This window comes from Mesorhizobium sp. P2_E9, assembly GCF_056403815.1.
On the sequence record NZ_JBFUET010000008.1, the window covers coordinates 217,059 to 242,202 of the forward strand.

General features: G+C 63.8%; 27 protein-coding genes. 8 read left to right on the plus strand and 19 right to left on the minus strand.

Going from position 1 to position 25,144, the window contains the following annotated elements; all coding sequences use genetic code 11:
* Positions 1 to 172: 172 nt before the first annotated feature.
* The 15 genes from AC1D05_RS16040 to AC1D05_RS16110 form a co-directional block, all read right to left on the minus strand.
* Complete coding sequence (locus AC1D05_RS16040) at positions 173 to 1,159, minus strand: flagellin N-terminal helical domain-containing protein (RefSeq protein WP_477441955.1); 987 nt, start codon at positions 1,157 to 1,159, stop codon at positions 173 to 175.
* Positions 1,160 to 1,400: 241 nt separating this feature from the next.
* Complete coding sequence (gene fliP, locus AC1D05_RS16045) at positions 1,401 to 2,132, minus strand: flagellar type III secretion system pore protein FliP (protein WP_027045485.1); 732 nt, start codon at positions 2,130 to 2,132, stop codon at positions 1,401 to 1,403.
* Positions 2,129 to 2,623, minus strand: coding sequence for a flagellar basal body-associated FliL family protein (locus tag AC1D05_RS16050; RefSeq protein ID WP_477441957.1), 495 nt, complete (start codon positions 2,621 to 2,623; stop codon positions 2,129 to 2,131). The genes fliP and AC1D05_RS16050 overlap by 4 nt, the downstream gene beginning before the upstream one ends.
* 20 nt (positions 2,624 to 2,643) lie before the next feature.
* Positions 2,644 to 3,345: a flagellar basal body L-ring protein FlgH gene (gene flgH / locus AC1D05_RS16055; RefSeq protein ID WP_477441959.1), complete on the minus strand. Its 702-nt coding sequence runs from the start codon at positions 3,343 to 3,345 to the stop codon at positions 2,644 to 2,646.
* Entirely contained in the window at positions 3,342 to 3,923 is a 582-nt protein-coding gene (locus AC1D05_RS16060; RefSeq protein ID WP_477441961.1) for a MotE family protein, read from the minus strand. The genes flgH and AC1D05_RS16060 overlap by 4 nt, the downstream gene beginning before the upstream one ends.
* 3 nt (positions 3,924 to 3,926) lie before the next feature.
* On the minus strand, positions 3,927 to 5,168 hold the full coding sequence (locus AC1D05_RS16065) for a flagellar basal body P-ring protein FlgI (RefSeq protein ID WP_477441962.1): 1,242 nt from the start codon (positions 5,166 to 5,168) through the stop codon (positions 3,927 to 3,929).
* The gene (flgA, locus tag AC1D05_RS16070) at positions 5,165 to 5,713 is read right to left on the minus strand and encodes a flagellar basal body P-ring formation chaperone FlgA (RefSeq protein WP_477442082.1); all 549 of its coding nucleotides are present in this window, start codon (positions 5,711 to 5,713) and stop codon (positions 5,165 to 5,167) included. The genes AC1D05_RS16065 and flgA overlap by 4 nt, the downstream gene beginning before the upstream one ends.
* Before the next feature lie 6 nt (positions 5,714 to 5,719).
* The gene (gene flgG / locus AC1D05_RS16075) at positions 5,720 to 6,508 is read right to left on the minus strand and encodes a flagellar basal-body rod protein FlgG (RefSeq protein WP_477441964.1); all 789 of its coding nucleotides are present in this window, start codon (positions 6,506 to 6,508) and stop codon (positions 5,720 to 5,722) included.
* An 11-nt stretch (positions 6,509 to 6,519) separates the two neighbouring features.
* On the minus strand, positions 6,520 to 6,843 hold the full coding sequence (fliE, locus tag AC1D05_RS16080; RefSeq protein WP_477441966.1) for a flagellar hook-basal body complex protein FliE: 324 nt from the start codon (positions 6,841 to 6,843) through the stop codon (positions 6,520 to 6,522).
* Positions 6,840 to 7,256 carry a flagellar basal body rod protein FlgC gene (gene flgC, locus AC1D05_RS16085; protein WP_027045477.1) on the minus strand — a complete coding sequence of 139 codons (417 nt, stop codon included), beginning with the start codon at positions 7,254 to 7,256 and terminating at the stop codon, positions 6,840 to 6,842. Before flgC ends, fliE begins: the two co-directional genes overlap by 4 nt.
* Before the next feature lies 1 nt (position 7,257).
* Positions 7,258 to 7,638: a flagellar basal body rod protein FlgB gene (gene flgB, locus AC1D05_RS16090; protein ID WP_019860948.1), complete on the minus strand. Its 381-nt coding sequence runs from the start codon at positions 7,636 to 7,638 to the stop codon at positions 7,258 to 7,260.
* A 157-nt stretch (positions 7,639 to 7,795) separates the two neighbouring features.
* Positions 7,796 to 8,674: a hypothetical protein gene (locus AC1D05_RS16095; RefSeq protein WP_477441969.1), complete on the minus strand. Its 879-nt coding sequence runs from the start codon at positions 8,672 to 8,674 to the stop codon at positions 7,796 to 7,798.
* Positions 8,655 to 10,055 carry a flagellar protein export ATPase FliI gene (fliI, locus tag AC1D05_RS16100; RefSeq protein WP_477441970.1) on the minus strand — a complete coding sequence of 467 codons (1,401 nt, stop codon included), beginning with the start codon at positions 10,053 to 10,055 and terminating at the stop codon, positions 8,655 to 8,657. The genes AC1D05_RS16095 and fliI overlap by 20 nt, the downstream gene beginning before the upstream one ends.
* A gap of 1 nt (position 10,056) precedes the next feature.
* On the minus strand, positions 10,057 to 10,782 hold the full coding sequence (gene flgF, locus AC1D05_RS16105) for a flagellar basal-body rod protein FlgF (protein WP_258581711.1): 726 nt from the start codon (positions 10,780 to 10,782) through the stop codon (positions 10,057 to 10,059).
* A gap of 2 nt (positions 10,783 to 10,784) precedes the next feature.
* Positions 10,785 to 11,906 carry a DUF1217 domain-containing protein gene (locus tag AC1D05_RS16110; protein ID WP_477442084.1) on the minus strand — a complete coding sequence of 374 codons (1,122 nt, stop codon included), beginning with the start codon at positions 11,904 to 11,906 and terminating at the stop codon, positions 10,785 to 10,787.
* Positions 11,907 to 12,067: 161 nt separating this feature from the next.
* On the opposite strand from AC1D05_RS16110, the gene motA reads away from it, so the two are divergent.
* Genes motA through AC1D05_RS16140 form a run of 6 tightly spaced genes read left to right on the plus strand, consistent with a single transcriptional unit; the run spans position 12,068 to position 16,900 of the window.
* The gene (motA, locus tag AC1D05_RS16115; RefSeq protein WP_027045471.1) at positions 12,068 to 12,943 is read left to right on the plus strand and encodes a flagellar motor stator protein MotA; all 876 of its coding nucleotides are present in this window, start codon (positions 12,068 to 12,070) and stop codon (positions 12,941 to 12,943) included.
* Between the two features lie 32 nt (positions 12,944 to 12,975).
* Positions 12,976 to 13,923: a FliM/FliN family flagellar motor switch protein gene (locus AC1D05_RS16120; protein WP_477441972.1), complete on the plus strand. Its 948-nt coding sequence runs from the start codon at positions 12,976 to 12,978 to the stop codon at positions 13,921 to 13,923.
* Positions 13,924 to 13,940: 17 nt separating this feature from the next.
* The gene (gene fliN / locus AC1D05_RS16125; RefSeq protein ID WP_019860938.1) at positions 13,941 to 14,327 is read left to right on the plus strand and encodes a flagellar motor switch protein FliN; all 387 of its coding nucleotides are present in this window, start codon (positions 13,941 to 13,943) and stop codon (positions 14,325 to 14,327) included.
* Between the two features lie 45 nt (positions 14,328 to 14,372).
* Positions 14,373 to 15,383 carry a flagellar motor switch protein FliG gene (locus AC1D05_RS16130; protein WP_477441974.1) on the plus strand — a complete coding sequence of 337 codons (1,011 nt, stop codon included), beginning with the start codon at positions 14,373 to 14,375 and terminating at the stop codon, positions 15,381 to 15,383.
* A gap of 3 nt (positions 15,384 to 15,386) precedes the next feature.
* Complete coding sequence (gene flhB / locus AC1D05_RS16135) at positions 15,387 to 16,469, plus strand: flagellar biosynthesis protein FlhB (protein ID WP_477441976.1); 1,083 nt, start codon at positions 15,387 to 15,389, stop codon at positions 16,467 to 16,469.
* A complete protein-coding gene (locus tag AC1D05_RS16140; RefSeq protein WP_027045467.1) occupies positions 16,466 to 16,900 on the plus strand; it encodes a hypothetical protein in 435 nt (144 codons plus the stop codon). The genes flhB and AC1D05_RS16140 overlap by 4 nt, the downstream gene beginning before the upstream one ends.
* A 143-nt stretch (positions 16,901 to 17,043) precedes the next feature.
* On the opposite strand, the gene AC1D05_RS16145 is transcribed toward AC1D05_RS16140, so the two are convergent.
* A complete protein-coding gene (locus tag AC1D05_RS16145) occupies positions 17,044 to 17,814 on the minus strand; it encodes a helix-turn-helix transcriptional regulator (RefSeq protein WP_477441978.1) in 771 nt (256 codons plus the stop codon).
* On the minus strand, positions 17,811 to 18,521 hold the full coding sequence (locus AC1D05_RS16150; RefSeq protein ID WP_477441979.1) for a helix-turn-helix transcriptional regulator: 711 nt from the start codon (positions 18,519 to 18,521) through the stop codon (positions 17,811 to 17,813). Before AC1D05_RS16150 ends, AC1D05_RS16145 begins: the two co-directional genes overlap by 4 nt.
* Positions 18,522 to 19,030: 509 nt before the next feature.
* Between AC1D05_RS16150 and AC1D05_RS16155 the strand changes: the two genes are divergently transcribed.
* Positions 19,031 to 21,934 (plus strand): M16 family metallopeptidase, encoded by a 2,904-nt coding sequence (locus tag AC1D05_RS16155; RefSeq protein WP_477441981.1) that lies wholly within the window; start codon positions 19,031 to 19,033, stop codon positions 21,932 to 21,934.
* 63 nt (positions 21,935 to 21,997) lie between these two features.
* Complete coding sequence (locus AC1D05_RS16160) at positions 21,998 to 23,194, plus strand: TMEM43 family protein (protein WP_477441982.1); 1,197 nt, start codon at positions 21,998 to 22,000, stop codon at positions 23,192 to 23,194.
* 75 nt (positions 23,195 to 23,269) lie between these two features.
* Here AC1D05_RS16160 and AC1D05_RS16165 read toward each other — a convergent pair whose 3' ends face one another.
* Positions 23,270 to 24,301, minus strand: coding sequence for a histone deacetylase family protein (locus AC1D05_RS16165; protein WP_477441984.1), 1,032 nt, complete (start codon positions 24,299 to 24,301; stop codon positions 23,270 to 23,272).
* Between the two features lie 23 nt (positions 24,302 to 24,324).
* A complete protein-coding gene (locus AC1D05_RS16170) occupies positions 24,325 to 24,978 on the minus strand; it encodes a TetR/AcrR family transcriptional regulator (protein ID WP_477441986.1) in 654 nt (217 codons plus the stop codon).
* Between the last annotated feature and the right edge of the window lie 166 nt (positions 24,979 to 25,144).

Here is a 25,144-nt window from a genome sequence, read left to right on the forward strand (position 1 = left end):
TCGCCAATCCGGTGTAAGCTATGGTTAACCATGACTAGCTTGTTATGGTTAACGGCCTGTTAAAGGCTAGCTTTCGAGGGTTAAGAAACGAGGGTTGCGCGGGGCTGGAGCAAACGCAAAACGGGCCGCGCTTTTGGCGCGGCCCGCTTGTTTGATGTAGCCGTTTGAGCGATCAGCCGCGGAAGAGCGACAGGATCGACTGCGACGAGCCGTTGGCGATCGACAGTGCCTGGACGCCGAGCTGCTGCTGAACCTGCAGAGCCTGGAGGCGGGTCGATTCCTTGTTCATGTCAGCGTCGACGAGCTGGCCGACACCGCGATCGATGGAGTCCATCAGGCTCTGCGTGAAGGTCTTCTGCAGGTCGATGGAGCTCTTGGCGGCGCCAAGCTTGGTGGCAGCGGTCGTCATGTCCTTGAGCGCGGCGTCGACGACGTTCATCTGCTGGGCGATCTGCGCATCGCTGGCGGCCACGCCGCCGGTGGAGATGGACAGAGTGGCGACCGAATAGGTGTCGCCGGCAGCCGGAGCAGCACCCAGGGTCGGGTTCTGGGCCGTGGCGGTGGTAGCGCCGGTTGTGCCGAGGCGGGCCGCGTCCAGAATGCCCTTCGTGGTCGGGGCAGCGCCACTGTCATAAAGCTTGATGCTTTCGACGTTGACGTCGATCGTCGAGATCGAAACCGAACCGGTGGCGCTACGGTTGAAGGCCGAGACGACCTTGATGTCGGCCGAGGCGCCGGTGGCGTTGGACACCGAGAGCATGTTCGTGCCGGAGAAGGTCGCGCCATCGGCATAGGCCTTCAACTGCTTCTGAAGCGCAGCGATTTCGACCTGGGTCTTTTCCTTGTCGGCATCCGTCTGGCCGTAGGAAGCGGTCAGCTTGGTCTTGATCTGGTTGATGGTGTCGATCGCGCTGTTCATGCCGGTGTAGGCGGTGTCGACCTTCGAAGCACCGAGGCCGAGTGCGTCCGAAACGGTGGACATAGCCTGGTTGTCCGAGCGCATCGTGGTGGCGATCGACCAGTAAGCGGCGTTGTCGGAAGCCTGGGAAACGCGATAGCCCGTCGAGATGCGGGCCTGGGTGGTGTCGAGGTTCTTCTGGGTGGCGCTCAAGCTCTGCAGAGCGGTCAACGCCGAGGCGTTGGTCATGATACTGGCCATGGCTACTCGTACCTTGTTTTTACAGGTGTTTTTGGCATACCGGATTGTCCGGTATGACGGAGCGGCATCATGCCAATGACCGTTGCGTTTGGGTCACCCGCCATCTGCGAGCGACTATGGCGGCGAGTCCCTACCAAAGGACTAAATCGGACGGTTAATCGAAAATAATTTGGGAGAATTTTGATGACGTCTGGCGCGCTGCCGGTTCTTACGGGCAGCGCCTTGGGCCGATGCGGCGAGATCAGTTGAAGGATCGCACCAGGCTGCCGACAAGCAGATTCCAGCCGTCGATCAGGACGAAGAACAGGATCTTGAACGGAAGCGACACCACAGTGGGCGGCAGCATCATCATGCCCATCGCCATGGTGATGGTGGCGACGATCAGGTCAATGACCAGGAAGGGCAGCACGATCAGGAAGCCGATCTCGAAGCCGCGCCTGATCTCGGAGATCATGAAGGCGGGAACAAGGATGCGCAGGTCGACGGTCTCCTTGGCAACGACCTGGCCGCGTTCGCGGGCGAGGTCGGCGAAGAGATCGAAGTCCTTGTCGCGCACATTGTGCAGCATGAAGGTGCGGAACGGATCCGAGATCTTCTCGAAGGCTTCGGTCTGGCTGATCTGGTTGTCCATCAGCGGCTTGACGCCGGTGTTCCAGGCCTGATCGAAGGTCGGCGCCATGACATAGAAGGTCATGAACAGCGACAGCGAAATCAGGATGAGGTTTGCCGGCGTCGACTGCAGGCCGATGCCGGCGCGCAGGATCGAGAAGGCGATGACGAAGCGGGTGAAGCTCGTCACCATGATCAGCAGTCCCGGCGCCACCGACAGCACGGTCAGCAGGCCGAACATCTGGATGATGTAGCCGACGGTGGTGCCGTCGGCCTTGCCGATGCCGCCCAGGTCCAGCTGCTGCGCCGCCGCGATCGATGTGGCGGCGCCGATCAGCGCCGCGGCGAGAAGGAACTTCTTCATTCGAGCAGCAATGTCCTGATGAGAACCTGTTTGGCGTGCCCCTGGCTGCGGATCGAGGCGCGTTCCTCGAGATCGGCTTTCAGGTGCTGGTAACCACTGGCGCCCTCGACCTGATGCATCTTCAGCGTGCGCACGAAGGCCAGAAGGTCCTGATGGATATCCTCGGCCATCGCCGGCGGCTGCGGCGCGTCGTAGACCACGGATACTTCCATCCTGATCCAGGTGTCGGCGGGCGAGGCGATGTTGGTGGTGATCGGCGCCAGCGCCACGAGCGTCGGCCCTGCGCCAGGCTCACGCGCGGCGGCGGGCTCGACAGGCTTGCCCTCATTTTCAGGCGCAACCGGCACCGATGACGGTGCGTCGACGCCCTTGAGATAACCGCCGGACATCCAGCCCATGCCGATGGCGGCGGCCGTCACCACCAGCAGCATGGCGCCCTGGACGACAAGGGACGGACCCTTGCGTGGCTGAACCTGTTCGACATTGGCCACGGTGCTTTGTTCCCCAATCCCTAGAACGGAAGAACCTGGTCGAGAACCTGCTGGCCGTAGGCCGGCTGCTGGATCTCGGTGATGCGTCCGCGTCCGCCATACGAAATGCGCGCCTCGGCGATGCGCTCGTAGGGGATCGTGTTCTCGCCGCCGATATCGGCGGGCCTGACGATGCCGGCGATGGTCAGCACCCGCAGTTCGGCGTTGACGCGCACTTCCTGCGAGCCTCTGATCATCAGGTTGCCGTTGGGCAGGACGTCGGTGACGATGGCGGCGACATTGAGTTCGAGGGTCTCCGATCGCTTGATCTCACCGTCCGCGGTAGTATCTGTGCCGGAACTGAGCGCGCCAGAGCCCTTGCCAGCGGTACTCAGCTTGTCCCATTGCGCGCTGATGTCGTAGCCGAGCTTGCGGTTGGCGGTGCGGCTCCGGTCGTTCTGGTTCTTGAAATTGGCCCTGTCGTTGATCGAGATCTTGACAGTGAGAATGTCGCCTTGCGACAGCGCCCGCGGGTCGGTGAACAGCCGGCTCTGGCGGTCGTTCCACAACGAGAATTTCCTTACCGGTGCTGGTGGTGGTTCCGGATAAAGCGAGCCAGTGGTGCCGTCGCTCACGCCGGAGCCGACAGGCGACAGTGCCGGTTCTTTGCCGACTTGGCGCAGGTCCGTGCCACAGCCCGACAGCATCGCGACCGCGCACAAAATGAGCGTTTTGCGGATCATGACGGATCTACCCTTCGGGCTGCGCTGGCCATGATGCCGGTGAGCGTCGCCGCCGCCTTCTGGTCCATTTCGTTGAGAATGACGCTGGCCTTGCGTGAATCGAGCTTCATCAGGATGGCCGCGGCGAGATCTGCGTTGACGATTGCCAGTCGCTCGGCCGCCGCATCCGGCTTCATGCCGGCATAAATCTTGACGACGCCATCCTCGGCCCGGGCCAGGAAGACCTCGCGCCGCTTCAGCCAGGTCTCGTATTCTGCCTTCTTCGCGTCCAGCGCTTTCATACGCTCGTCGATGCCGGCCTGGAGCTGCTTCAACTCTTCGGCCTGCAAGGCATAGCGGCGGTCGCGGGCGGCGTCGGCTATGTTGGAGCAGAAGCGCTCGATCTCGCTCTGGTCCGGCGCTTTCTCCTTTGTCAGTTGCTGGGGCGCCACCGCGGGCTGCGCTCCGGGCAGAACCTGACGAACGACATCCTCGCCATGTGCGCCGCCACTGGCAGCGGACATGGCCGCGAGAGCCACGGCCGCGAACAGCATCGCGCGGCGTCTTTCATGGGATGAGAGGGGAGGGATCATCGGCATCGCCTATTGGAGAACCAGATCGGCTTGCAGGGCGCCGGCCGATTTGATGCCTTGCAGGATGGCAATGATACCGTCCGGCTTGACGCCGAGACGGTTGAGGCCGGAAACAAGGGTTTGCAGGTCTGGTCCGTCGAGCACCGCGACGCGGCCATTGGGCCGGCTGGCGTCGATGGCGGTGAACGGCTCGACGGCAGTTTCGCCCTTGGAGAAGGGTTCGGGCTGCACGACACGCGGCGCTTCGGTGATGCGCACCGTCAGCGTGCCATGGCTGATGGCGACACGCGAAATCTTGACGTCGTTGCCGATGACGATGGTGCCGGTGCGCTCGTCGATGACGACGCGGGCCGGCGTATCGGATTCGACCACCAGGTTTTCGATCTCGGCATAGAAGCGCGCGGCCGAAACGCCCTTCGGTCTTCTGATCTGAACGGTGCGAGAATCACGCTCGCCCGCCACGCGCATGCCGAAACGCTGGCTGGTGTAGTCGTTGATGGCGTCGGCGATGCGGATGGCGGTCGAAAAATCGGGATTGCGCAGTTGCAGCGTCAAGATCGGCTGGTCGTCGAATTCGGCTTTCACCTGCCGCTCGACGATGGCGCCGTTCGGCACCCGGCCGGCGGTCGGGACACCTTGCGTCAACTGCTGGGCTTGACCCTGCGCGATAAAGCCGGAAACGATGACCGCGCCCTGGCCGACGGCATAGATTTCGCCGTCCGCCGCCTTCAGCGGCGTCATGATCAGCGTGCCTCCGGCAAGCGATGTGGCGTCGCCCATCGAGGAGACGTCGATGTCGATACGGGCGCCCGATTGCACATAGGGCGGCATGTTGGCGGTGACGATGACGGCGGCGACATTCTTGGCGCGGGCGCTACCGCCTTCGGTGGCGATGCCGAGATTTTCCAGCATAGCGCGGATCGACTGTTCGGTGAACGGCGAATTGCGCAAGCTGTCGCCGGACCCGGCGAGGCCGATGACAAGACCGTAACCGACCAACTGGTTGTCGCGCGAACTCTGCAGCTGGGCGATGTCCTTGATACGCGAGGCGACCTGGCCGGGCGGCAGCGAGCTTGGCCCGGGCGAAACGCGGAACATGCGGGTGGTGGTCGCCGGATCATATTCCGGATCGTTGTCGACGCCGCCATTCCTGGCGGCGAGCTCGCGCTTGGCCTTGGGCGTCAGGCCGTCGGCCAGCGCAGGCTGCAGGCCGAGCGTGGCCGCGAGCAGAAGGGCAAGCGGGCGCATCATGAAGCGCTGACCTGGATGGTTCCGTCGGCCATCACGGTGCCGGAGAGGATCTTGCCGCTGTCGCTGTTGCGAACCTTGATGAGGTCGCCGGCCGAACCCGGCTGCAAGGTCACGGCTGTGGCCGATATCGTCAGTCCGCCGGCGATGAAGAAGACCTGCACGGCGGCACCCTGTTCGACCAGCCAAGCCTCGCGGATGGCGGCTGACGGAATGTAGCGGCCGGGCAGCAGGGTGCGCTTGGCGATCTTGCCTTGAAGCTCCTCGGAGCGGGTGGCCATGGCATCGGGCTTGTGCTTGCCCGGAATGAGAGTCACCTGCTTCAGGGCGGCAAGCTCGATGGTCTCGCCGGGATAGATGACGCGGTTGGGGATCAGCACGACCTCGCCGGCGGGTTGATTGCTGGCGATCTGCTTTGCCGATTGGCCTTCCGTCTGGCTTGCCGATTGATTTGTCGATTCCTGGGCTAAAGCCGGCATGCCGCCGGCCACCAGCGCAAGGATCAGCGCGGTGCGGCGGAATGCGGGGCAGGAGATCGGCATGGCCATCATCCGTTACCTGATGTTCTTGGAGACGACCGAGGCCATGTCGTCGGCGGCCTGGATTACCTTTGAGTTCATCTCATAGGCGCGCTGCGCCGAGATCAGTTCGGTGATTTCCTTGACCGGATCGACGTTGGACGCCTCGAGATAGCCTTGCTGGATGGTGGCGAAGCCGGGATCGCCGGGCACGCCGACATTGGCCGGGCCGGAGGCCGCCGTTTCCTGGAAGAGGTTGTCGCCGAGCGGTGCGAGGCCCGCCTCGTTGGCGAAGTTGGCGATCTGGAGCTGGCCGAGACTCTGGAGGGCGGTCTGGCCGTCGATGCGGGCGAAGACCTGGCCGGTCTTGTTGACGATGACCTCGACGGCGTCGGTCGGCACGGTGATGGCCGGAATGACGCTGGCGCCGTCCACCGTCACCAGCTGGCCGGTGGCGTTGGTGTTGAAGGCGCCGGCGCGGCTGTAGAGCGTGCCGCCGTCGGCACCCTCGATCTGGAACCAGCCCCTGCCGGTCAGCGCCATATCGAAACTGTTGCCGGTGCTGGTCAGTTCGCCCTGGGTGTGCACGTTGCGCACGGCCGTCGTCTTGACGCCAAGGCCGATCGAAACGCCCTCCGGCACCAGCGAGGCGTTGGAGCGGTTGGGCACGCCTTGCGTGCGGTCGACCTGGTAGAGCAGGTCGGAGAACTCGGCGCGCGCCCGCTTGTAGCCGGTGGTGTTGATGTTGGCGATGTTGTTGGCGATGACTTCCAGATTTGTCTGCTGGGCATTCATGCCGGTGGCGGCGATGGAAAGTGCTTTCATGCCCTAACTCCTCAAATACCCATTCGACTGACTTCGAGATAGGCCGAAACGACCTTGTCGCGGATGGCGACGGCGGTCTGAAGCGCCTGCTGGGCGCTCATCACCGCATCGACCACCTTGCGGGTGTCGGCATCGCCCTTGAGCGCCTGCAGCGACACCTGCTCGGCGTTCTGCAGCGTGTTGACGGTCTTGGAGGCTGCCTGGCTCACCGCTTCGGCGAAGGAGGTGCCGAGGTTGCCCGATGTCGCCGGCGCGACGCCGCCCTGAAGCAGGTCGGTCGCCATATCGCCCAGCCCGGGCTTCAGGTTAAGCGCGCCGATGCCATTCACGATCATTGGTTCCTCATCAGGTCGATGGTCATTGAAATGAGGTCGCGCGCCTGCTTCACGACTTGCAGGTTGGCCTCGTAGGAGCGGTTGGCCTCGGTCATGTCGGCCATTTCGATCAGCACGTTGACGTTGGGCATCTTGACGTAGCCCTTCTCGTCGGCGGCCTCGTTGCCGGGCTGGAACTCGATGGGAAAATCACTCGGATCGCGGTCGATCGAGTTCACTTCAACCGTCGAGCTGCCGGAGGCCCGGTCGAGCTCGGAGACGAAGCTGATGGTCTTGCGGCGATAGGGGTCGGCGCCGGGCGTGGTGCCGGTCGACTGGGCATTGGCGAGGTTTTCGGAGACCACGCGCAAGCGCTCGGACTGGGCGCCGAGGCCGGATGCTGCGACTTTCAGGGCTGCGGTCAGCGCGTCCATGTCAGCTCTTCACCGCCATCATCATCATCGAATGGAAGGCCTTGACGATCGCCGTGTTGAGCTCGAAGGAGCGGCGCACCTCGCCGGCCTTGAGAAGCTGGTCTTCAAGCACGACGGTGTTCTTGGACGGCATGACCACGCCGTCATCTTCCTGCGGCTTGATGGTGAAGCCGGCATTGGTCGCCGCGCTGCCGAGATGGCCGGCCTCGGTGGTCTGCAGCGACACCGCGGTACGGTCGAGCACCTTTTCGAAGGGCTCGACGTCGTTTGCCGTGTAGCCCGGGGTGTTGGCGTTGGCGATGTTGCCGGCGATCGCCGACTGTCGCACGGAAAGCCACTGCGCTTGCTTGGCGGCGAGATCGAAAAGGGAAACGGGCTCCATGGGAATCTCCGGGCATGTGCCCAAAGACTAGGCCGCCAGTCTTGCGCGGACCTTGCGGGCGGCCGCTAGAGCATGAGGCCGAAAAGTGAGAAGCGGCTATCTCGGACAAACGGGCACCGTTTGTCCGAGATAGCCGCGCCGGCAGAACCGCGACGGCCTACCTGGAAAGCTGGATCACCTGGTCGGTGCTGGTCAGCATGACCCATTTGCCGTTGCGCTGCTCGATCGACGATACCGTGCTCGAGTCCGGCAGCGTCGAGCCGCGCTGGACGATCCACAGGCCGGTGTCGTCCTCGATCATGGCGCGGCCGTTGGCGACATGGACCATGCGGAATTTCGCGACATCGGCGGGGAAGGGCTGGTCGCCGGGCGGTTGTGCCGGGGTGGCGTCATCCTGCACCGTTCCGGTGGCGAGCAGATCGATGCTGGTGTTGGGAACGTCCTTGGCCGTCAGCGGCGCGCTGCGCGAGGCGACCACACCACCACCCGCGCGTCCCGAATTGGTGCCGGTCCCGCCAAACTTGATCGCCTGAACGCCGAACTGCTCCTGGTTGAAGAAGATATACCAGGGAAACAGGGCGCAGATCAGGCCGAGCGTGACGCCGAGCGCGGCGATGACGAAGTCGCTGCGCCGGTCCGCCTTTTTGCTCAATTTTGGAAATTGCGCCTTTGGTGGTTGCGGCCATTCGGTGACGGGGAACAGGCCGTCGATCAGCGATTCGCGGCTTGCCTGTGTCATCTCGGCAGGCTCGACGCGAGGGACCATATGCATGGTGGGCACGGCAGCCTGAGCCAGAACAGCTTCGGATCTGGGTAGAGCCGGCTCTGATCTGGGTTGCGCCGGCTTGGTTCTGGCCAGAGCCGGCTTGGCGGCTCTGGCCAGAACAGCCGCGGTCTTGGCAGCTATGGCGCTGGCAACCTTTGCCTTGGCGGCCCTCTCTTCCTCGGCACGAGCTGCCTCGGCGGCGTTCGCTTCGGCGATCATCTCGTTCAGGATGCGCTCGGTGTATTGGCGTTCAGTCTCCTGATTCGGCATTCAGCTTTCCCTTGAGATGGCGGGCGAGATCGGAGAACGGATCGGCTGACGGGCGGTCCCTGGGCGATTGCGTCAGCGCCTCGTAGATCAGCGGCACCTGGCGCACGGCGATGTCGAGCTCGGCGTCGGCGCCGCCCTGATAGGCGCCGAGCAGGCGGATGTCGCGCGTATCCTCGAAGCGTGAGATCATCGACTTCAGCCGCGTCACCAAAGCGCGCTGTTCGACGCTCCAGGCCTTGCTGGCCAGGCGCGATATGGACGACAGCGGATTGACCGGCGGATAGCGGCCCTGTTCGGCGATCGCACGGTCGAGCACGACATGGCCGTCGAGGATGCCGCGCACGGAATCGGCGACCGGGTCGTTGTGGTCGTCGCCGTCGACCAGCACGGAAATGATGGCGGTGATCGACCCTTTGCCCTCAATCCCAGGCCCGGCGCGCTCGAGCAGCTTGGGCAGTTCGGTGAAAACCGAGGCGGGATAGCCGCGGGCGACCGGCGGCTCGCCGGTTCCCGTCGCCACCTCGCGCAACGCATGGGCGAAGCGGGTGATCGAATCCAGCACCAGGAGCACACGCTGGCCCTGGTCGCGAAAGTGCTCGGCGACGCGCATGGCGGTGTCGGGTGCGCGCCGGCGCATCATGGCGCTCTCGTCGCTGGTGGCGACGACGGCCACGGTCTTGGCCATGCTGTCGCCGATCGTGTCCTCGAGGAATTCGCGGACCTCGCGGCCGCGTTCGCCGATCAGCGCCACGACGACGGTGTCGAACGCGTCGGCGCCGGCGAGCATGGCGAGCAGCGTCGACTTGCCGACGCCCGAACCGGCAAAGACGCCCATGCGCTGGCCGAAGCACAGCGGCGTGAAGATGTCGATGACCCTGACGCCAGTCATGAAGGCGGTGCCGACGCGCTGCCGGGCCATGGCACCGGGCGTCGTGGAACTGCCCGACAGGTCGTCGCCCCTGATCAGCGGCGGGCCGCCATCGATCGCCCGGGTGAGCGCGTCGATGGTGCGGCCGCGCCATGAGCCGTGCGGCGCCACCGCGAGCGGTCCCCTGCGGAACACGGCATCGCCGATGCCGGCGTCTGCGCTGCGTTCGAAGGGCGCGACAACGACCTCGTCGCGGCTGATCTTGACGATCTCGCCGCGGCGCGCGCCGGTCTGGCCGCGCTGTTCGACCATGTCGCCCAGCCTGGCGAAATCGGAGAGCCCGCGCACCTTGTAATGTGTCGGCGTGACTTCGGTGACGAGACCGCCACGCTTGACCAGCCCATCGGCGTCGCTGAAGCGCCGAATTACCCGTTCCAACGCGACCAACCGATCCTCCGGCGCCGGTTGGAGCTGGATTTCGGGTGCGCGGATGGAGGACCGGTCGAGCGACATGCTACGACTTCGAGCCGAGCGTCTTGATCGCCTCGTCGGTGGAGGAATCCGTCTGCCGCATCAGGGCCGCGGTGTTCTCGAAGGCGCGCTGGACCATGATCAGCCGGGTCATCTCCAGCACCGGATTGACGTTGGATTCCTCGACGAAACCCTGGGCGATGCCGACATCGGAGCGATCGGTGACCGGCTCGGGCGTGCGCGAAGGCACGATGCCGGAATTGCCGTAACGCACGAAATTCTGACCCGGATCGAAATTGTAGAGGCCGATCGAGCCGACGAGCTGGTCGTTCTGGCGCAGCGAGCCGTCGGCGCCGGCCTTGGGCGGGCCGTTGCGGGGGTCGAGCTGGATCGGCGCGCCGCCGGCGTCGAGCACCGGATGGCCCTCGATTGACATCAGCTCGCCATTCTCGTTCATCGAGAAGCGGCCGTCGCGGGTCATGACGGTGCCGGCCGGCGTGTCGATGGCGAACCAGGCGTCGCCCTGGATGGCGAAATCGAACGGGTTGCCGGTCTCGCTCAGCGAACCATGGGCGCCCGAAAGATAGGTTTTGCCCGAAGAGGCGAAGGACACCGACTTCTGCCCGGTGCCCGACACCACGTCCTCGAATTTCACGCCGGTGGCGCGAAAGCCGACGGTGTTGGCGTTGGCGACATTGTCGGCGATCGTGTCGAGCCGGCGCTCGAGCGCCATCTGCGCGGAAAGGGCGACGTAGAGACTGTCTTGCATGATCAGAATTTCAACTTCTGCATGGCCATCATCAGGTCGGTGGAGATGCCCGATGTGACCGGCTTGGCGAAGAGCACGCTGATGGACGACACCGCGGTCGAGGTCGGGTTGTTGATCTCGTACATGCTGGTGAAGCGGGTCAGGAACTTGGTGAGCTTCGCGGGATCGGTGAAATCCGTGAGGTCGAGCTTCTGCTCGAACAGCTGCGCCTGCTTGTCGATGTCGGCGGTGGCGAAGGAATCGGGCAGCCCCAGCGCGGTGCGCACGACGCTGGCAAGGGCCGTATCGGCCAGCACGTCGTACCAGCTGGTGATGTCGGGCGCCTTGCGCTGGAAATAGAGCGCTAGCCGCACACCCTCATTGGTCTTGCCGGCATCCTCCTCAAGCGTCTGGCGAAGGTACATGTCGACGGTCGGCTGCTGCGCTGCGTTGATGGTGGTGGCGTTCGCGCCGTACTGCTCGAAGTTCAGGGCCGTGGCCAGTCCGGCATAGGCCGGATTGGTCTGCTTGTTGGCGACACTGTCGGGGTCGCGCACGCCACCCTGCAGGACCGACTTGATCAGGTCCTTGTTCTCGGTCGCCGAATCGAGACCGTAAGCCGCCAGAGCGTAGGTATAGAGCCTGCTGTTCGACATCAGGTCGTCGACAGACTTCACCTTGGTGATGTTGGCGAGGTAGTAGGTCGTCTCGCCCTTCACATAGTCGGAGTTCGGATCGATGCCGGCGATCTGCGCCTGTGTGGCGTAGTTCTTCGCCACCAGTTGCTGCGCCTTGTTGTAGATCGTCGCGTCGGCGCCGTTGGCGGCGAAATTGAAGGCGCTGACGAACGCGGCGTAGCGCTTGTCGGTCAGCTTGTTGGCGAAACTGTCGGGGTCGGTGACGCCTTCCTTGAGCGCCTTGACCATGAAGGCCTTGGCGTAGTCCATGTCTTCCAGCCCGTAGGCCTTCATGGCATATTTGAACAGCCGGTCATTGTTGACGAAATCGTCGATCGATTTCACCTTGGTGATGTTGGCGAGATAATATTGGGTATCGCGATCGACCGTCGGCTGCTGCTCGATGCGGTCGATCGACTTCGAGATGTCCCTGGTGATCAATTGGTAGCTGGTAAAGGTATTGAGCAACGTCATGCCTCCGGCCGAAGCTTAATATCGCGACAATAACCTCACTTCCTTGCGCGAAACTGAATCGCTCAACATTCGGTTCCGTGGCAGCCGGATTCAAGCCTCACACAAGGCACGGGGACTATCCCTTGTAGCTGACGTGAAATGCGGAAGGACCTGCCGTGGGCATTCTGATTGGACTTGTGGTGACGCTCGGCTGCGTCCTTGGCGGCTTCATGGCCATGGGCGGGCATCTGCACGTGCTGGTCCAGCCCTGGGAAGCCGTGGTCATCTGCGGCGCTGCCCTCGGCACCTTCCTGGTCGCCAATCCGATGAAGACGGTCAAGGATACCGGCAGGGGCATTCTTGAAGCCTTCAAGCAGGCGGTGCCGAAAGAACAGGATTACCTGGAAACGCTCGGCGTGCTGCACAGCCTGATGCGCGAACTGCGCTCGAAATCGCGCAGCGAGGTCGAGGCGCATATCGACAATCCGGAAGAATCAGCCATCTTTCAAGCCTTTCCGACGGTTCTCAAGAATCACGACCTGATGAATTTCATCTGCGACTACTGCCGCATCATCATCATCGGCAATGCCCGCTCGCACGAGATCGAGGCGCTGATGGACGAAGAGATACAGACCATCAAGAGTGACAAGATGAAGGCCTATCACGCGCTGGTCGCGGTCGGCGACGGCCTGCCGGCACTGGGCATCGTTGCCGCGGTGCTTGGCGTGGTCAAGGCGATGGGCGCACTCGACCAGTCGCCGGAGATCCTCGGCGGCCTGATCGGCGCCGCACTGGTCGGCACCTTTCTCGGCATCTTCCTGTCCTACGCCGTGGTCGGGCCGGTCGCCACCAAGATCAAGACGGTGCGCGAGAAGAAGAACCGCCTCTACATCATCGTCAAGCAGACGCTGCTCGCCTACATGAATGGCGCGCTGCCGCAGGTGGCGATCGAATTCGGCCGCAAGACCATCTCGTCCTATGAGCGGCCGACCATCGACGCTGTCGAGCAAAGCACCATGAACACCGCCGCCGCTGAAAAGAAGGCCGCCTGAGCGATGTTCGACAGAACGGCGGCAAAACTGTCATGACCAGTCCGGGCAGCCCCGCGCAGGCGCGCTCGCTGATCATCGAGCGTCTTGTCGGCGACAGCGGCGAGGCCGATCAGGTCATTGAAGCCGGCCGCGCCATGGCCGAACGCGCCGTGCCGCTGCTGCAGAAGGGGCTTTCGGGCGAGCTTGGCGTTCCCGTGATCGTCGACCTCAGGGCCGTCGAGGTCAGCCGCGTCCCCGAGGCGCGCTCGCGCGCCGGCGACAATTTCGCCATGACCGTCGTCGCCTCGCCGGCATCCTCGGATGCAATGACGCTCGTCATCGACGCTGCCGCGATCGCCATCATGGTCTCGACGCTGTTTGGCGGTGACCCGGATATGCCGGTGTCGCCGATCGAGCGCGACCTGTCGCCGATAGAGACCGATGTTTCGACCATGGTGTTCCAGCAGGTTGCGCAGGCGCTGAACGGATCGGGGCGCCGCTCGCTTGAGCTGCGGCTGCCGGTGCCGCGGGCGATGTCGGGCACCGAGGCAAAACGGCATGTGCTGCGCGATGGTGCTGCCATCCGCATCGTCCTCGGCATCTCGACACCGGTCGACAGCGGCTCCATCACAGTGACGATGCCGCAACGTGTCGTGCTTGCCGGACGCGATGGCACCGCCAGTGTCAGCGAGGAGGATCACAGCACCAGTTGGCGCGCGCGCTTTTCGGAAGAGGTGATGCGCTCGGCGGTGGAGCTCGAAGCCACCATGCCGCTGACACGACTGACGCTTGGCGACCTCGCCAGTCTCGAAGTGGGCCAGGTCATCGATTTCGACGAAACGGCGCAATCAAGGGCGCGGCTCAGCGCGCGCGGCCAGACCCTGTTCGTATGCGAGTTCGGCAAACTGGGGCAGAATTACACCGTCCGAATCAAGCATCCCTTCGATGCCGGGCAGGATTTCATCGATGGGCTCATGCCGGCCGGTGCCGGGCGCGCCTGAGCTTTTGGAGACGATTCATGGCCAAGACCAAAGTGGAAGCAGAGCTCGACCAGCCGGACGAGCAGCTCGACCGTGCCATCGAGGAATTGCGCGGGGTCCTGCATGAGGAAGAGCAGCGCCCCGACGCGGCATTCAGGGCGGCCGCGGGCGCCAATTCGAACGTCATCATGAACATTCCCGTCGATGTCCAGATCATCCTCGGCAGCACCGAAATGGCAGTTGCCGACCTGATGGCATTGCAGAAGGGCTCGACGGTGGCGCTCAACCGCCGCATCGGCGAACCGGTCGACGTCGTGGTCAACGGCCGCAAGATCGCCCGCGGCGAGATCACGGTGCTCGAAAGCGACCCCTCGCGCTTCGGCATCAGACTGACCGAGATCATCGCCGGTACGAAGGGCGCCTGACATGACAGGTGGGGCTTGCCAGGTGCAGCGGAGGCGAGAGGCAGCATGACGCCGCTGATGAGCCTGACGCGTGCGCAGAAGGCGGCCGCCATATTGGTGGCGATGGGCAAGCCGTCCGCCAGCCGCCTCTTGAAATTCTTCAAGCAGGAGGAGCTGAAGGCGCTGATCGAGGGCGCCCGGCTGCTCAGGACCATTCCGCAGAGCGATCTCGAGCGCATCGTCGCTGAATTCGAGGCCGAGTTCACCGAAGGCGCCGGCCTGCTCGATTCCGCCGACAGGATGGACACGATCCTCAACGAGTCGCTGTCGCCCGAAGAGATGAGCGCGATCATGGGCGACAAGAAATTCGAAGTCGCGCCGGAAGGACCGCAGCCCATCTGGCCGGAGCTCGAGAAGCTCGAACCGGCACGGCTTGGCACCTTCCTGGCCGGCGAACATCCGCAAACGGCGGCCATGGTGCTGTCGAAGCTGGCGCCGCAGACGGCGGCGGGCGTGCTTTTGACGCTGACCAAGCCGATGCGCGGCGAAATCATCAAGCGCATGGTGACGATGGCCAATGTTCCGGATGCCGCCGCCAGGATCGTCGAGAACCGGCTGCGCACCAGCGTGCTGGCGGAGACGTCGACCAAAGACACCTCGGCGGGACAGGCGCGTGTCGCCAGCGTGCTCAACGAATTGGACAAGCCGCTGCTTGAAGAGGTCATGCAGGATCTGGAAGCCGCCGGCACGCCCGACCTCGACGGTGTGCGGGCACGGCTTTTCGCTTTCGACGATCTGCCGCTGCTCACCCAGAAGGCGCGGGTGCTTTTGTTCGACGGACTGTCGACCGAGCTTGTCACGCTGGCGCTGCGCGGCACCTCAGCGGCGCTCGCCGAAGCGGTGCTGTCGGCGATCGGCGCGCGGTCGCGGCGCATGATCGAAGCCGAACTCGGTCAGGGGTCGGATGGCGTTCCTGCCGCCGACATCATAGCCGCGCGCAAGACCATTGTGACGACCACCATCCGGCTGTCGCGCGAAGGCGCGTTCGAACTTCCCGCGACGCAGGACGCCGCCTAAGGCATGTCCGACGCCACCGACAAGGACTCCAAAACCGAAGAGGCGACGGAAAAGAAAGTCCGCGACACGATCGAACAGGGCAAGCTGCCCCATTCGAGGGAAACCGCAATCCTCGCCTCCTTCGTCGCCATACTGGTTTTCACCGTCTTCTATGCCAAGGACGCGGTCATCGACCTCGGCATGTTCCTGTCGATGTTCCTCGAGAAGCCCGAGGCTTGGCCGATGGACACCGAGAACGATGTCATCGCGCTCTATAAGCTCGTCATGCTGGAAGTGGGCCGCGCCCTCATCAGCCTGCTGGTGCTTTTGACCGTTGCCGGCATCGGCGCCTCGGTGCTGCAGAACATGCCGCAATTCGTCGGCGAGCGGATCAGGCCGCAGCTTTCGCGCATTTCGATTACCAAGGGCTGGAACCGGATGTTCGGCGCCCAGGGCTGGGTCGAGTTCCTGAAATCCTTGGCCAAGGTCGGCTTCGCCATCGCCGTGCTCACCTTCACGCTGTCGGAGGATCACCGCAAGCTGCTCGCCGGAATGATCACCAATCCCGTCGCCTTCGGCCTCGTCATCCGCGGCATCGCGGTCGACATATTGGTGGCGATCGTCTTCGTCATGGGACTGATCGCGGCGATCGACATCGTCTGGTCGCGCTTCCACTGGAAGCAGGACCTGCGCATGAGCAAGCAGGAGGTGAAGGACGAGTTCAAGCAGTCCGAGGGCGACCCGATCGTCAAGTCGCGGCTGCGCTCGCTGGCGCGCGACCGCGCGCGCAAGCGGATGATGACGGCGGTGCCGCGCGCGACGCTGATCATCGCCAATCCGACGCACTTCTCGATCGCGCTGAAATATGTGCGCGACGAGGATTCGGCGCCGCTGGTGGTGGCCAAGGGGCAGGACCTGGTGGCGCTGAAAATCCGCGAGATCGCCAAGGAGCACAACATCCCGATCTTCGAGGACGTGGCGCTCGCCCGCTCCATGTACAAGCAAGTTTCGGTCGATAATGTGATCCCGTCGCAATTCTACCAGGCCGTCGCCGAACTGGTGCGGATCGTCTACTCGAAAAAGGCTGAGCGCAGACAGATTTCATGAACCGCCAACCGCACGCAAAATCCCGCGAGATCATCGTCGCCAGCGCCATCGAGCAAGTGGTCGGCGAACTGAGGCTGATCGATGTCGCCGACTACATCGCCTTCATCCGGCTGGAGCATTTCGCCTGTCTGTCGGATCTGGTCGATTCAGCGGTGGAGCTGTTCTTCATGCCGGGCACGCTCAGGCTCGGCCATGGCGGCGAGGCGCATGTCGACTGGAGCGGCAGCCCGCGCATCGTGCTCGATCTGGAATTGCGGCCGCCAGGCGTGACCGTCTATTTCCAGCTGACGCTGAGTGATGCCGGCAACTCGGTCGCGGTCAACTACGTGTCGTTCGAAAAACCCGGCGAGGACCCCGAGCACAATACAGCGCTGCTCGAGGCGGTGATCGAACAGGCGCGGATTCGCAAGGTTGAGCCGCTGGCCTTCTGAGGTCTGTCGATATTCAGGTGAGGCCGGCCTGCAAACGGCGGACACCTGCGCTCCCGGTGCTCACGTACCAAAAGTACGCTCCGCTCCGGTTCTCGGTATCCACCATTTTCGACTCGGCCTGACCTGAATCTCAACAGACCTAATTATTCGATCAGGCCGAGCCGCAGCGCCTTGGCGACCGCCTGGTTGCGGTTGACGGCGTTGAGCTTCTGCGTCGACTGGGTCAGATATTGGTTGGCCGTGTGGACCGACAGCTTCAGCAGCCGCGCGATCTCCTCGCTGGTGTTGCCGTTGGCGGTCAGCTTCAGGCATTCGAGTTCGCGTTTGGAGATGGCGCGCATCCTGCCGCTGTCACCGGGACGGATGCGGGCGACCGCGGCGAACAGGGAAAAACAGCGGGCGTGGATTTCGTAGAGCGCGTCCTGCGGCAGCGAGATCTCCGATCCCAGGAAAACGACGAGGCCGCATTGGCCGCGATCGGCGTGGACGGGAAAGGCTATGCCGCTGGTGCCGGGCGCCAGCGGCGCCATCTGCGCGGTCCAGGCGAGGTTGCCGAACGTCTCGGCCATCGCGGCGACGCCGTCATCCGTCCACCAGCGTGGCTCCGTCGAATTGTGGGTGTGGCGCACGATCTCTTCGCCATTGGCACCCGAGATAAACTTCGTCGCCACGGCGATGCCGGGATAGTCGGAATCGAAACACGGGACCAGCCGCGCCCGCTCCGGCGACGGGCTGACGAAGTACAGGCCGAAGGCCGAGGCGTTGATGTCGACCGATATCCAGCGGCAGCGGCGCACGGCATCGGGAACGGTGACGGCGTCATGGCTTTCGGAACTTAGCGAGAAGGCGCCGAACGGGCTGCGCTGCTCGTTGAAAAGGGCTTCCGCGGCGTCCTTGATGTCGGCCTGTTTCAAATGATGCCACTCCTGATCGCCGTGGCGATGGCCATCGCGCGGTTCGAGGCCGCGAATTTCTGGATGGCGTGGGTGATGTAGCTGTTGACGGTGTTGGAGGACACGCCAAGGATGACCGCCACCTCATCGGTGGTCTTGCCTTCCGAGACCCAGAACAGGCATTCGCGCTCGCGATCGGACAACGGATCCTGCATGGCCGCGGCGGCGATCAACTGGGGGATATGCGAGAGCGCGTAGCAGCATTTCAGCTGCGCCTTCATCAGTGCCGGCTGGTCGATCTGGCCGGCCGCCGCCGCCGAGAACAGGGCGAACAGGCGCTGTCGACCGACATTCAGCCTGAGCGAGTAGATCTCCGCATGGCCGAGCACGTCGAGAAGGCGGGCCTCTTCGCCGGAGACCAGCCCGTCGGCATCGGGCGCCTCGGCCGCCACCAGCGGTCGCGGACGGATGCCGGGCGCGACGGTGAGCGCGCCTTGGGCAAGGCTGGCGATCAACCGCTTGCCGGTCAGTTCGATGGCGTCGAAGATCCAGTTCGAGGAGACGATGCGCGCGTCGTTGCGGTCCTGGTCGTGGACGATGGCAACCAGCATGTAGCTGTCGGCGCCGATCTCGGCGGTCAGCTCCATGAAGAAGCTGGTCAAATCACCGCGCGACGTCAGGCGCGAGCCCAATGTATCGGATTGAAGAAGCGCGACGGGACTGCTCATTCTTGTTGCTTTTGGCCGGAATCGTTTCTGCTGCCCGGATGCTGGAGACCAGCCGCCGAACCCTAAAAACGCGTTACTTTCACGAGACGCACACGAGGCGCGGGGCCGCGCCAATCAGACGGAATCCATTCAGGGAACGCGAAGACATCCGCGTCTGGCGCCGGAAAACTCCGGAACGTGAGACTTTGGGTGGTCGCCGCGCCCCCCATGGACCGGCTGATTCGGGTCTAATCTACCCGCAGATGAATCCGACATCAAACGCGATTTGACAAAATTGAATCCGATGGACTCGCGTGCGACTCAGAGTAACCCCCAAGACCCTTTCGCTGTATCGGGGCCACCTGAAACATCGACACGAAAAAGTCAGAGGTTGTTGCGAAGCTGCCGTATCGAGGACCGATCGATTCCGATAGGTTCTCGAGGATTGGCAGGGAGGTGGGCTTCCCTTCGATCGGACTGGGCTAGGGTGGCGGCGCTTGTTTCGCGGCCATCAGCATTGGGGGGTAATCATGAAGCAGGTTTTCCTGGCGTTCACGGTGGTGCTCGCGGTTTTTGCCGGTGCGGCAGTGCCCGCCAAGGCCGAGCCAATCGTCACCTATGCGCTCGACAACGGGCTGCAGGTGGTGCTGGTGCCGGATCATCGTGCGCCCAAGGTGGTGATGAACCTGCGCTACCGCGTCGGGTCGATGAATGAACCGGCGGGCCGCTCGGGCTTCGCGCATCTGTTCGAGCACCTGATGTTTTCCGGAACGCCGGCCTGGCCGAACGTGTTCGGTGCGCACGCCGCACTGGGCAACGAGATCAATGCCTGGACCACCGAGGACGGTACCGTCTTCTATGTCGACGGCCTGTCGTCGTCGCTGCCGATGATCCTGTCGCTGGAAGCCGACCGCATGGCCAATCTCGGCCGTTCGGTGACGCAAGCCAAGCTCGACCTGCAGCGTTCGGTGGTCAAGAACGAGATGCGCCAGAACGTGCTCGACAAGGCCGGCGCATCCGGCTGGGAGGCCTTCTGGTCCGGGCTGTTTCCGAAGCCGCATCCCTATAGCCGCATGGTCATCGGTTCGGTCGCCGACCTCGATGCGGCGACGCTCGACGATGTCAGAGGCTTCTTCAACACCTACTATCTGCCCAACAATGCCGTGCTGGTGCTGGTCGGCGACCTCAAGGTCGATGACACCAAGGCGCTGATTGCCGATACGTTCGGCAGGGTATCGCGCGGCGCCGACGTGGCGCGACCCGCCGTGCCGGAACCGACGCAGGCGCGGCTCAAGCTGGTGCTCGAGGATCGCGTGCCGAGCCCCGTCGTCGTGGTCGGCTTCAGCGGTCCGGCGGCGCAGTCGCCGGACAATGGCGCGCTCAGCATCGCCGCCGAACTGCTCGGCAATGGCGACTATGGGTTTCTGCGCAACCGGCTGGTCTCGCAGCAAGGCATCGCCACCTATGCCAGCGCGAGCTGGACGGGCGGCCTGCTTGGCGGGCGTTTCACTTTCGAGGCCGGTGCGGCGGCTGGTGTGACGCCCGATGCGCTCGAAAGCGCGATGAAAGCCGCCTTCGCCGATTTCCAGAAGACGCCGCTCGATCCGGCTGATGTCGAACGCGCGCGCAACGGCATATTGCAGGCGACGCGGCTGGGCAATGAAGCACTGAAGGATCGTGCCGGCACCGTCTCCTACAATGCCGATATTCTCGGCGATGCGCAGAGCGCGCTGGTCGACGATCCGCGCGTCAAGACTGCCAGCGCCGCCGATGTCGAAGCGACGATCAAGCGGCTCCTGAGACCGGAAGACGCCAGCGTGCTGGTGTTGAAGCCCGGCCCGCGCGGCGGCTATCCCGACGCGCTGATCGGATCTTCCGGCACGCCGCAGCCCTTTACGGCGCCGGAGCGGGTGGCGATCGACATCCCAAAACATCAGGCCGGCGAAGCACCGACGGCGACACTGCCCGCCATGGAAACGGCGACGCTGTCCAACGGCATCAAGCTTGTCCACTACACGATGCCGGAGGCGCCGATGGTCTATGTCGCGACCAGTGCCGCAGGCGGTTGGAACAGTGTGCCGGAAGGCAAGGAAGGGCTGCTGGAACTTGCTGCAAGCATGGCAACCCGCGGCGCCGGCGAGCGTGGCGCGGCCGACTTCGCCAAGGCGACTAGCGATATCGGTGCCGGCATCGGCTATCAGGCCGGCGCGCTGACCACTTCGATGACGCTTGGCGTGCCGCCGGAGAAACTGGATCAAGGTCTCGGCCTGCTTGCCGATGCGGTGCTTAAGCCGCGCTTCGACAAGACCGAATGGACGGTGCTGATGGCGCAGACGGTCGACTGGCTGAACGGTCGCGAGGCGGACCTGCCGGGCGTTGCCGGCCGCGCGGCAAAGGCAGCGCTCATTCCGCAGGTACCGGGCAAGGCTGATGTCGACTGGTCGGCAAAGGCGCTGGCCTCGATTTCGCTCGACGAGGCGAAAGCCGCGTTCAAGGCTGAGTTCACGCCGAAGGCGGTGACCTTCTACAGCGTCGGCCCGATGCCGGTCGCGACCATAGCTGCCGGCCTTGAAAAGGCATTCGGCGCGTGGACAAGTGACGCCCCCGGTTATGCCGTCGAAGCATCGCCTGCCGCGCGTTTCAACGGCGGTCAGAAGGTGCTGCTGGTGCCCGAACCCGGCGCCAGCCAGTCGGCGCTGTTCGTGGCGCGGCCGGCGCCCGGCACCGACGAAGGCGAGCGCGCCGAGTCGACCGCGGTCGCCAATCTGCTCGGCGATGATTTCTCCAGCCGGCTGAATTCGGTGATCCGCGAGGAGAAGGGCTATTCCTATGGCGTGTCGAGCTATCTCTTGAGCCCGATGAAGGCCGGCTCGGGGCTGGTGGTGGCAACCACCGTCGAGCGCGCCAATACCGGTCCGGCGATCACCGAGATCCTGAAAGGGTTTTCCGGTCTGACCACCTTGCCGGTGGCGCAGGACGAGGTCGACCGCACGGTGACGGTCTATCGCCGGGCACTGGCCGGATCGGCCGAGACCTCGGCCGGTCTGTTCGGCTCGCTGATCGGCGCGGTCGGCAGTGGTTCGACGCTGGAGGACCAGCAAAGCCGGATGACGGCGCGCACCCAGCTGACGCTCGACGCGGTGCAGAAACAGGCGCTGGCATTGTCGTCGCTGGAGCCGTCGCTGATCGTCGTTGCCGGTGATCCCGACGTGGTCATGCCGCAGCTTGCCGCGATCGGCCTCAAGGAGGTCGAGATCGTCAAGCGTGACGAGGCTGGCGAGCAGACGGCCATGCGGGCGCTTGACCTTCTCGGCACCAGCAGCCAGACGCCGCTGTCCGCTTCACCGTGGCGGGTCGGCGATGGCGGCACGACGCGAGCGGTGCACTCTTGCGCTGGCGCCAAGGACTGCGGCGCGCAAATCCACGCCGATTGATCGGCTCGATGCGCGGCCGCCGGCCGCGCTTAAATCTTGGTATCTTTGGTTTCGGGGGAAACGATGAGCGATTCATTTCGGGAAGTTACTTCAGTCTCGTGGTTCGGGCGGATCAAGCGCGCGGTCGGTGGGGTCATCTTCGGCCTGCTGCTGATCGTGCTGATGGTGATCGGGCTGTTCTGGAACGAGGGTCGCGCGGTGCAGACGGCGCGCTCGCTGGCCGAAGGGGCGGGCGCTGTTGTCTCGATCAACGCCGACGGCGTCGATGCCGGCAATGACGGCAAACTGGTGCATGTCAGCGGGCCGGTGACGGCGGATGGCGGCCTGTCGGATCCGGATTTCGGCATTGCGGTGCAAGGGCTGCGCCTGTCGCGCAGCGTCGAAATGTACCAGTGGAAGGAAGAGTCCAAATCCGAGACCACCAAGAAGCTTGGCGGCGGCGAGGAAACCGAGACCACTTACAGCTATTCGAAGGTGTGGGACGACAGCCAGATCGATTCATCCGATTTCAAGAAGCCGGACGGCCATCAAAATCCGCCAATGGCGATCCACAGCCGCGCCTTCCAGATCCCGCAGGGCAAGCTCGTCGCCTTCGACCTGGACACACCGGTGCTGGATCGTATCGAGGGCGACAAGGACTACTCGCTGTCGTCCAGCCAGTCGGCGGCGATAAAGGCTGCCTATACCGGAACCAAGCCGCTCAGCATCGTTGATGGCAGGATCTATCTCGGCAGCGACAACACGACGCCTGCGCTGGGCGACTACCGTATCGGTTACGAATTGGCGCCGCTCGGCGTGGTCAGCATTGTCGCGCGCCAGGCCGGCAGCCGGTTCGAGCCTTACCAGACGCAAGCCGGCGATGCGCTGCTGATGGTCGATACCGGTCAGGTGCCGGCCGACAAGATGTTCGCCGAGGCGGTGAGTGCCAACACGCTGATCACATGGCTGCTGCGCGCCGGCGGGCTGCTGCTGCTGACCATCGGCTTTGCCCTGTTCCTCAGCCCGATCGGCGTGATCCTCGATTTCATCCCGTTCCTCGGCAGCATGGCGCGGATGGGAACCGGCATCATCGCCTTCTTCCTGGCGATCCTGGTCGGCACGACGACGATCGCGATTGCCTGGTTCTGGTATCGGCCGGTTCTGGCGGCAGGCATATTGGCCGCCGGCGTCATCGCGGCGGCGGCGGTCTATTATATCGGCCGTTCACGCAAGGCAGCCGCACCGATGGCGACGACGCCAAGCGCTGGCACTGCGGCGTAGCTTGCAAAAAAGGGCGGCCAAGCCGCCCTTTTTCCTTCGTGTCTGTCGTTCTAAGCCCTGCGCTCGCGGGCAGGCCTACCGGTCCTCGAAACCGGTCAGCACGCCGACGGCGTTGATGCCGATTTCCTCGACGGCATAGCCGCCTTCCATGACGAACAGCGTCGGCAGGTCGAGCCTGGCGATGCGGCGGCCGATCTTGGGATAGTCGGGGCTTTTCAGCTTGAACTGGCTGATCGGGTCCTTCTCGAAGGTGTCGACGCCGAGCGAGACGATGACGATGTCGGGCGCGTAGGCGGCGAGCCTGGCGCAGGCATCCTCCAGCGAGGCATTCCAAGCGTCCCAGCCGGTGCCGAAGGGCATGGGATAGTTGATGTTGAAGCCTTCGCCGGCGCCGGCGCCGCGCTCATCGGCATGGCCGAGGAAGAAGGGATACTCGACCATCGGATCGCCATGCAGGTTGAGGACCTGCACGTCGGCGCGGTCATAGAAGATCTCCTGCGTGCCGTTGCCATGGTGGTAGTCGACATCGAGGATCGAGACCCGTTTGGCGCCCTGGTCAAGGAACCACTGCGCGGCGACGGCGGCGTTGTTGATGTAGCAATAGCCGCCCATGAAGCCGGCGCCGGCATGATGACCGGGCGGGCGGCAGAGCGCGAAGGCCGCCCTCTCGCCGCCGTTGACCAGGCCAGCTGCGGTCAGTGCCACGTCATAGGACGATTTGATTGCGGCCCAGGTGCCTTCGACGAAGGTGGCGCCGGCATCGAAGGAATAGTAGCCGAGCAGCGCATCGACACGCTTCGGCGGCACGTCGCCGCGCAGGCCGCGCGTTGGCCAGGTGAAGGGCATGGCCGTGCCCTCGTGACCGGAGGCTACCCATTGCGGCCAGACCGTCGGCAGGAAGTCGATATAGTCTGATTTGTGGATGCGCTTGGCGGCGGCAAGGTCGTGCTCGAGCGGCAGGACGATCGGACCGAGCTTCTCGCTTTCGACCCGCGCCTTGATGAATTCGGCCCGCGAAGGCTTTTCAAAACCCGGCACGATGGCCGATGTGACCAATTCCATCTGGCCGGCATGGCCTGCATGAAGCGGCGAATAGACAGTCTTCATTAAGTTCCTCTCGAAGTGCGAAGTCAGTCAAGGTTGAGATAGGGGGTCACCAAAGCGAGCCACATTCTTTCCACATCGTCCTCGATGAGGTCATACGTCTTGCGGTCTCTTTTCAGCCCGACAAGCCGGCAGGCGTGCCCGACGTCCATCATCACCACGCCGAGCCGGCTGGCGATCTTGTCTTCCAGCGCCGGGTTCACATGCTGCAGCCAGGCGGCGTAGAGCGCGATGATCTGCTCGTCATATTCGTCCTGGATCGGCCTGAGGTCGGCGTTGCCCGAAATGGCCTCGATCACCGGCATCAGCGTGGCGTTCTCGAGATATATCCTGGAGGTATCGATGAAGAGCTTGCGCACTTCGCGCCGAAACTCTTCGCGGTTGGTGGGCGGGGCGACCTTGATGCGCTTCGCGATCACCTCGGGGAAGGATGACAGCCAGCGCCGGGCGAGGTCGAGAAGAATGGCTTCCTTGTTGGGGAAGTACTGATAGATCGAACCGACCGACAGGCCCGCGCGCTGCGCAATGGCGAGCGTCGTCGGCGTCCTGGTTCCTTGCTCTCGCGTCAGGATCAGCGCCGCGTCGAGAATCCGGTCGACCACCTTGCTCGACCGCTGTTGCCGCGGCTGCTTGCGCGGTTCGAGCGCTATCCTGGTTTTGCGGTCGAGACTGCGCTTCACGGCTTGATGTCCTCGTTCCCCGCCCGGTCTCAACACAGGCGCAGGGTGCTATCCACAATACATTCGAAATTCGGCATGTTGACAAACGCGAATAATCAGTCGCATTCTTTTATCCACGCTGTTTTCGGAGATCACAAGGGGAATTTCAAAACAGCGCACTGGCATC

Coding starts and splice junctions, on each gene's coding strand:
- AC1D05_RS16040 (WP_477441955.1), bottom strand. CDS start 1,159: ATGGCCAGTATCATGACCAACGCCTCGGCGTTGACCGCTCTGCAGAGC.
- fliP (WP_027045485.1), bottom strand. CDS start 2,132: ATGAAGAAGTTCCTTCTCGCCGCGGCGCTGATCGGCGCCGCCACATCG.
- flgH (WP_477441959.1), bottom strand. CDS start 3,345: ATGATCCGCAAAACGCTCATTTTGTGCGCGGTCGCGATGCTGTCGGGC.
- AC1D05_RS16060 (WP_477441961.1), bottom strand. CDS start 3,923: ATGCCGATGATCCCTCCCCTCTCATCCCATGAAAGACGCCGCGCGATG.
- AC1D05_RS16065 (WP_477441962.1), bottom strand. CDS start 5,168: ATGATGCGCCCGCTTGCCCTTCTGCTCGCGGCCACGCTCGGCCTGCAG.
- flgA (WP_477442082.1), bottom strand. CDS start 5,713: ATGGCCATGCCGATCTCCTGCCCCGCATTCCGCCGCACCGCGCTGATC.
- flgG (WP_477441964.1), bottom strand. CDS start 6,508: ATGAAAGCACTTTCCATCGCCGCCACCGGCATGAATGCCCAGCAGACA.
- fliE (WP_477441966.1), bottom strand. CDS start 6,843: ATGATCGTGAATGGCATCGGCGCGCTTAACCTGAAGCCCGGGCTGGGC.
- flgC (WP_027045477.1), bottom strand. CDS start 7,256: ATGGACGCGCTGACCGCAGCCCTGAAAGTCGCAGCATCCGGCCTCGGC.
- flgB (WP_019860948.1), bottom strand. CDS start 7,638: ATGGAGCCCGTTTCCCTTTTCGATCTCGCCGCCAAGCAAGCGCAGTGG.
- AC1D05_RS16095 (WP_477441969.1), bottom strand. CDS start 8,674: ATGCCGAATCAGGAGACTGAACGCCAATACACCGAGCGCATCCTGAAC.
- fliI (WP_477441970.1), bottom strand. CDS start 10,055: ATGTCGCTCGACCGGTCCTCCATCCGCGCACCCGAAATCCAGCTCCAA.
- flgF (WP_258581711.1), bottom strand. CDS start 10,782: ATGCAAGACAGTCTCTACGTCGCCCTTTCCGCGCAGATGGCGCTCGAG.
- AC1D05_RS16120 (WP_477441972.1), top strand. CDS start 12,976: ATGACCAGTCCGGGCAGCCCCGCGCAGGCGCGCTCGCTGATCATCGAG.
- fliN (WP_019860938.1), top strand. CDS start 13,941: ATGGCCAAGACCAAAGTGGAAGCAGAGCTCGACCAGCCGGACGAGCAG.
- AC1D05_RS16130 (WP_477441974.1), top strand. CDS start 14,373: ATGACGCCGCTGATGAGCCTGACGCGTGCGCAGAAGGCGGCCGCCATA.
- flhB (WP_477441976.1), top strand. CDS start 15,387: ATGTCCGACGCCACCGACAAGGACTCCAAAACCGAAGAGGCGACGGAA.
- AC1D05_RS16140 (WP_027045467.1), top strand. CDS start 16,466: ATGAACCGCCAACCGCACGCAAAATCCCGCGAGATCATCGTCGCCAGC.
- AC1D05_RS16150 (WP_477441979.1), bottom strand. CDS start 18,521: ATGAGCAGTCCCGTCGCGCTTCTTCAATCCGATACATTGGGCTCGCGC.
- AC1D05_RS16155 (WP_477441981.1), top strand. CDS start 19,031: ATGAAGCAGGTTTTCCTGGCGTTCACGGTGGTGCTCGCGGTTTTTGCC.
- AC1D05_RS16160 (WP_477441982.1), top strand. CDS start 21,998: ATGAGCGATTCATTTCGGGAAGTTACTTCAGTCTCGTGGTTCGGGCGG.
- AC1D05_RS16165 (WP_477441984.1), bottom strand. CDS start 24,301: ATGAAGACTGTCTATTCGCCGCTTCATGCAGGCCATGCCGGCCAGATG.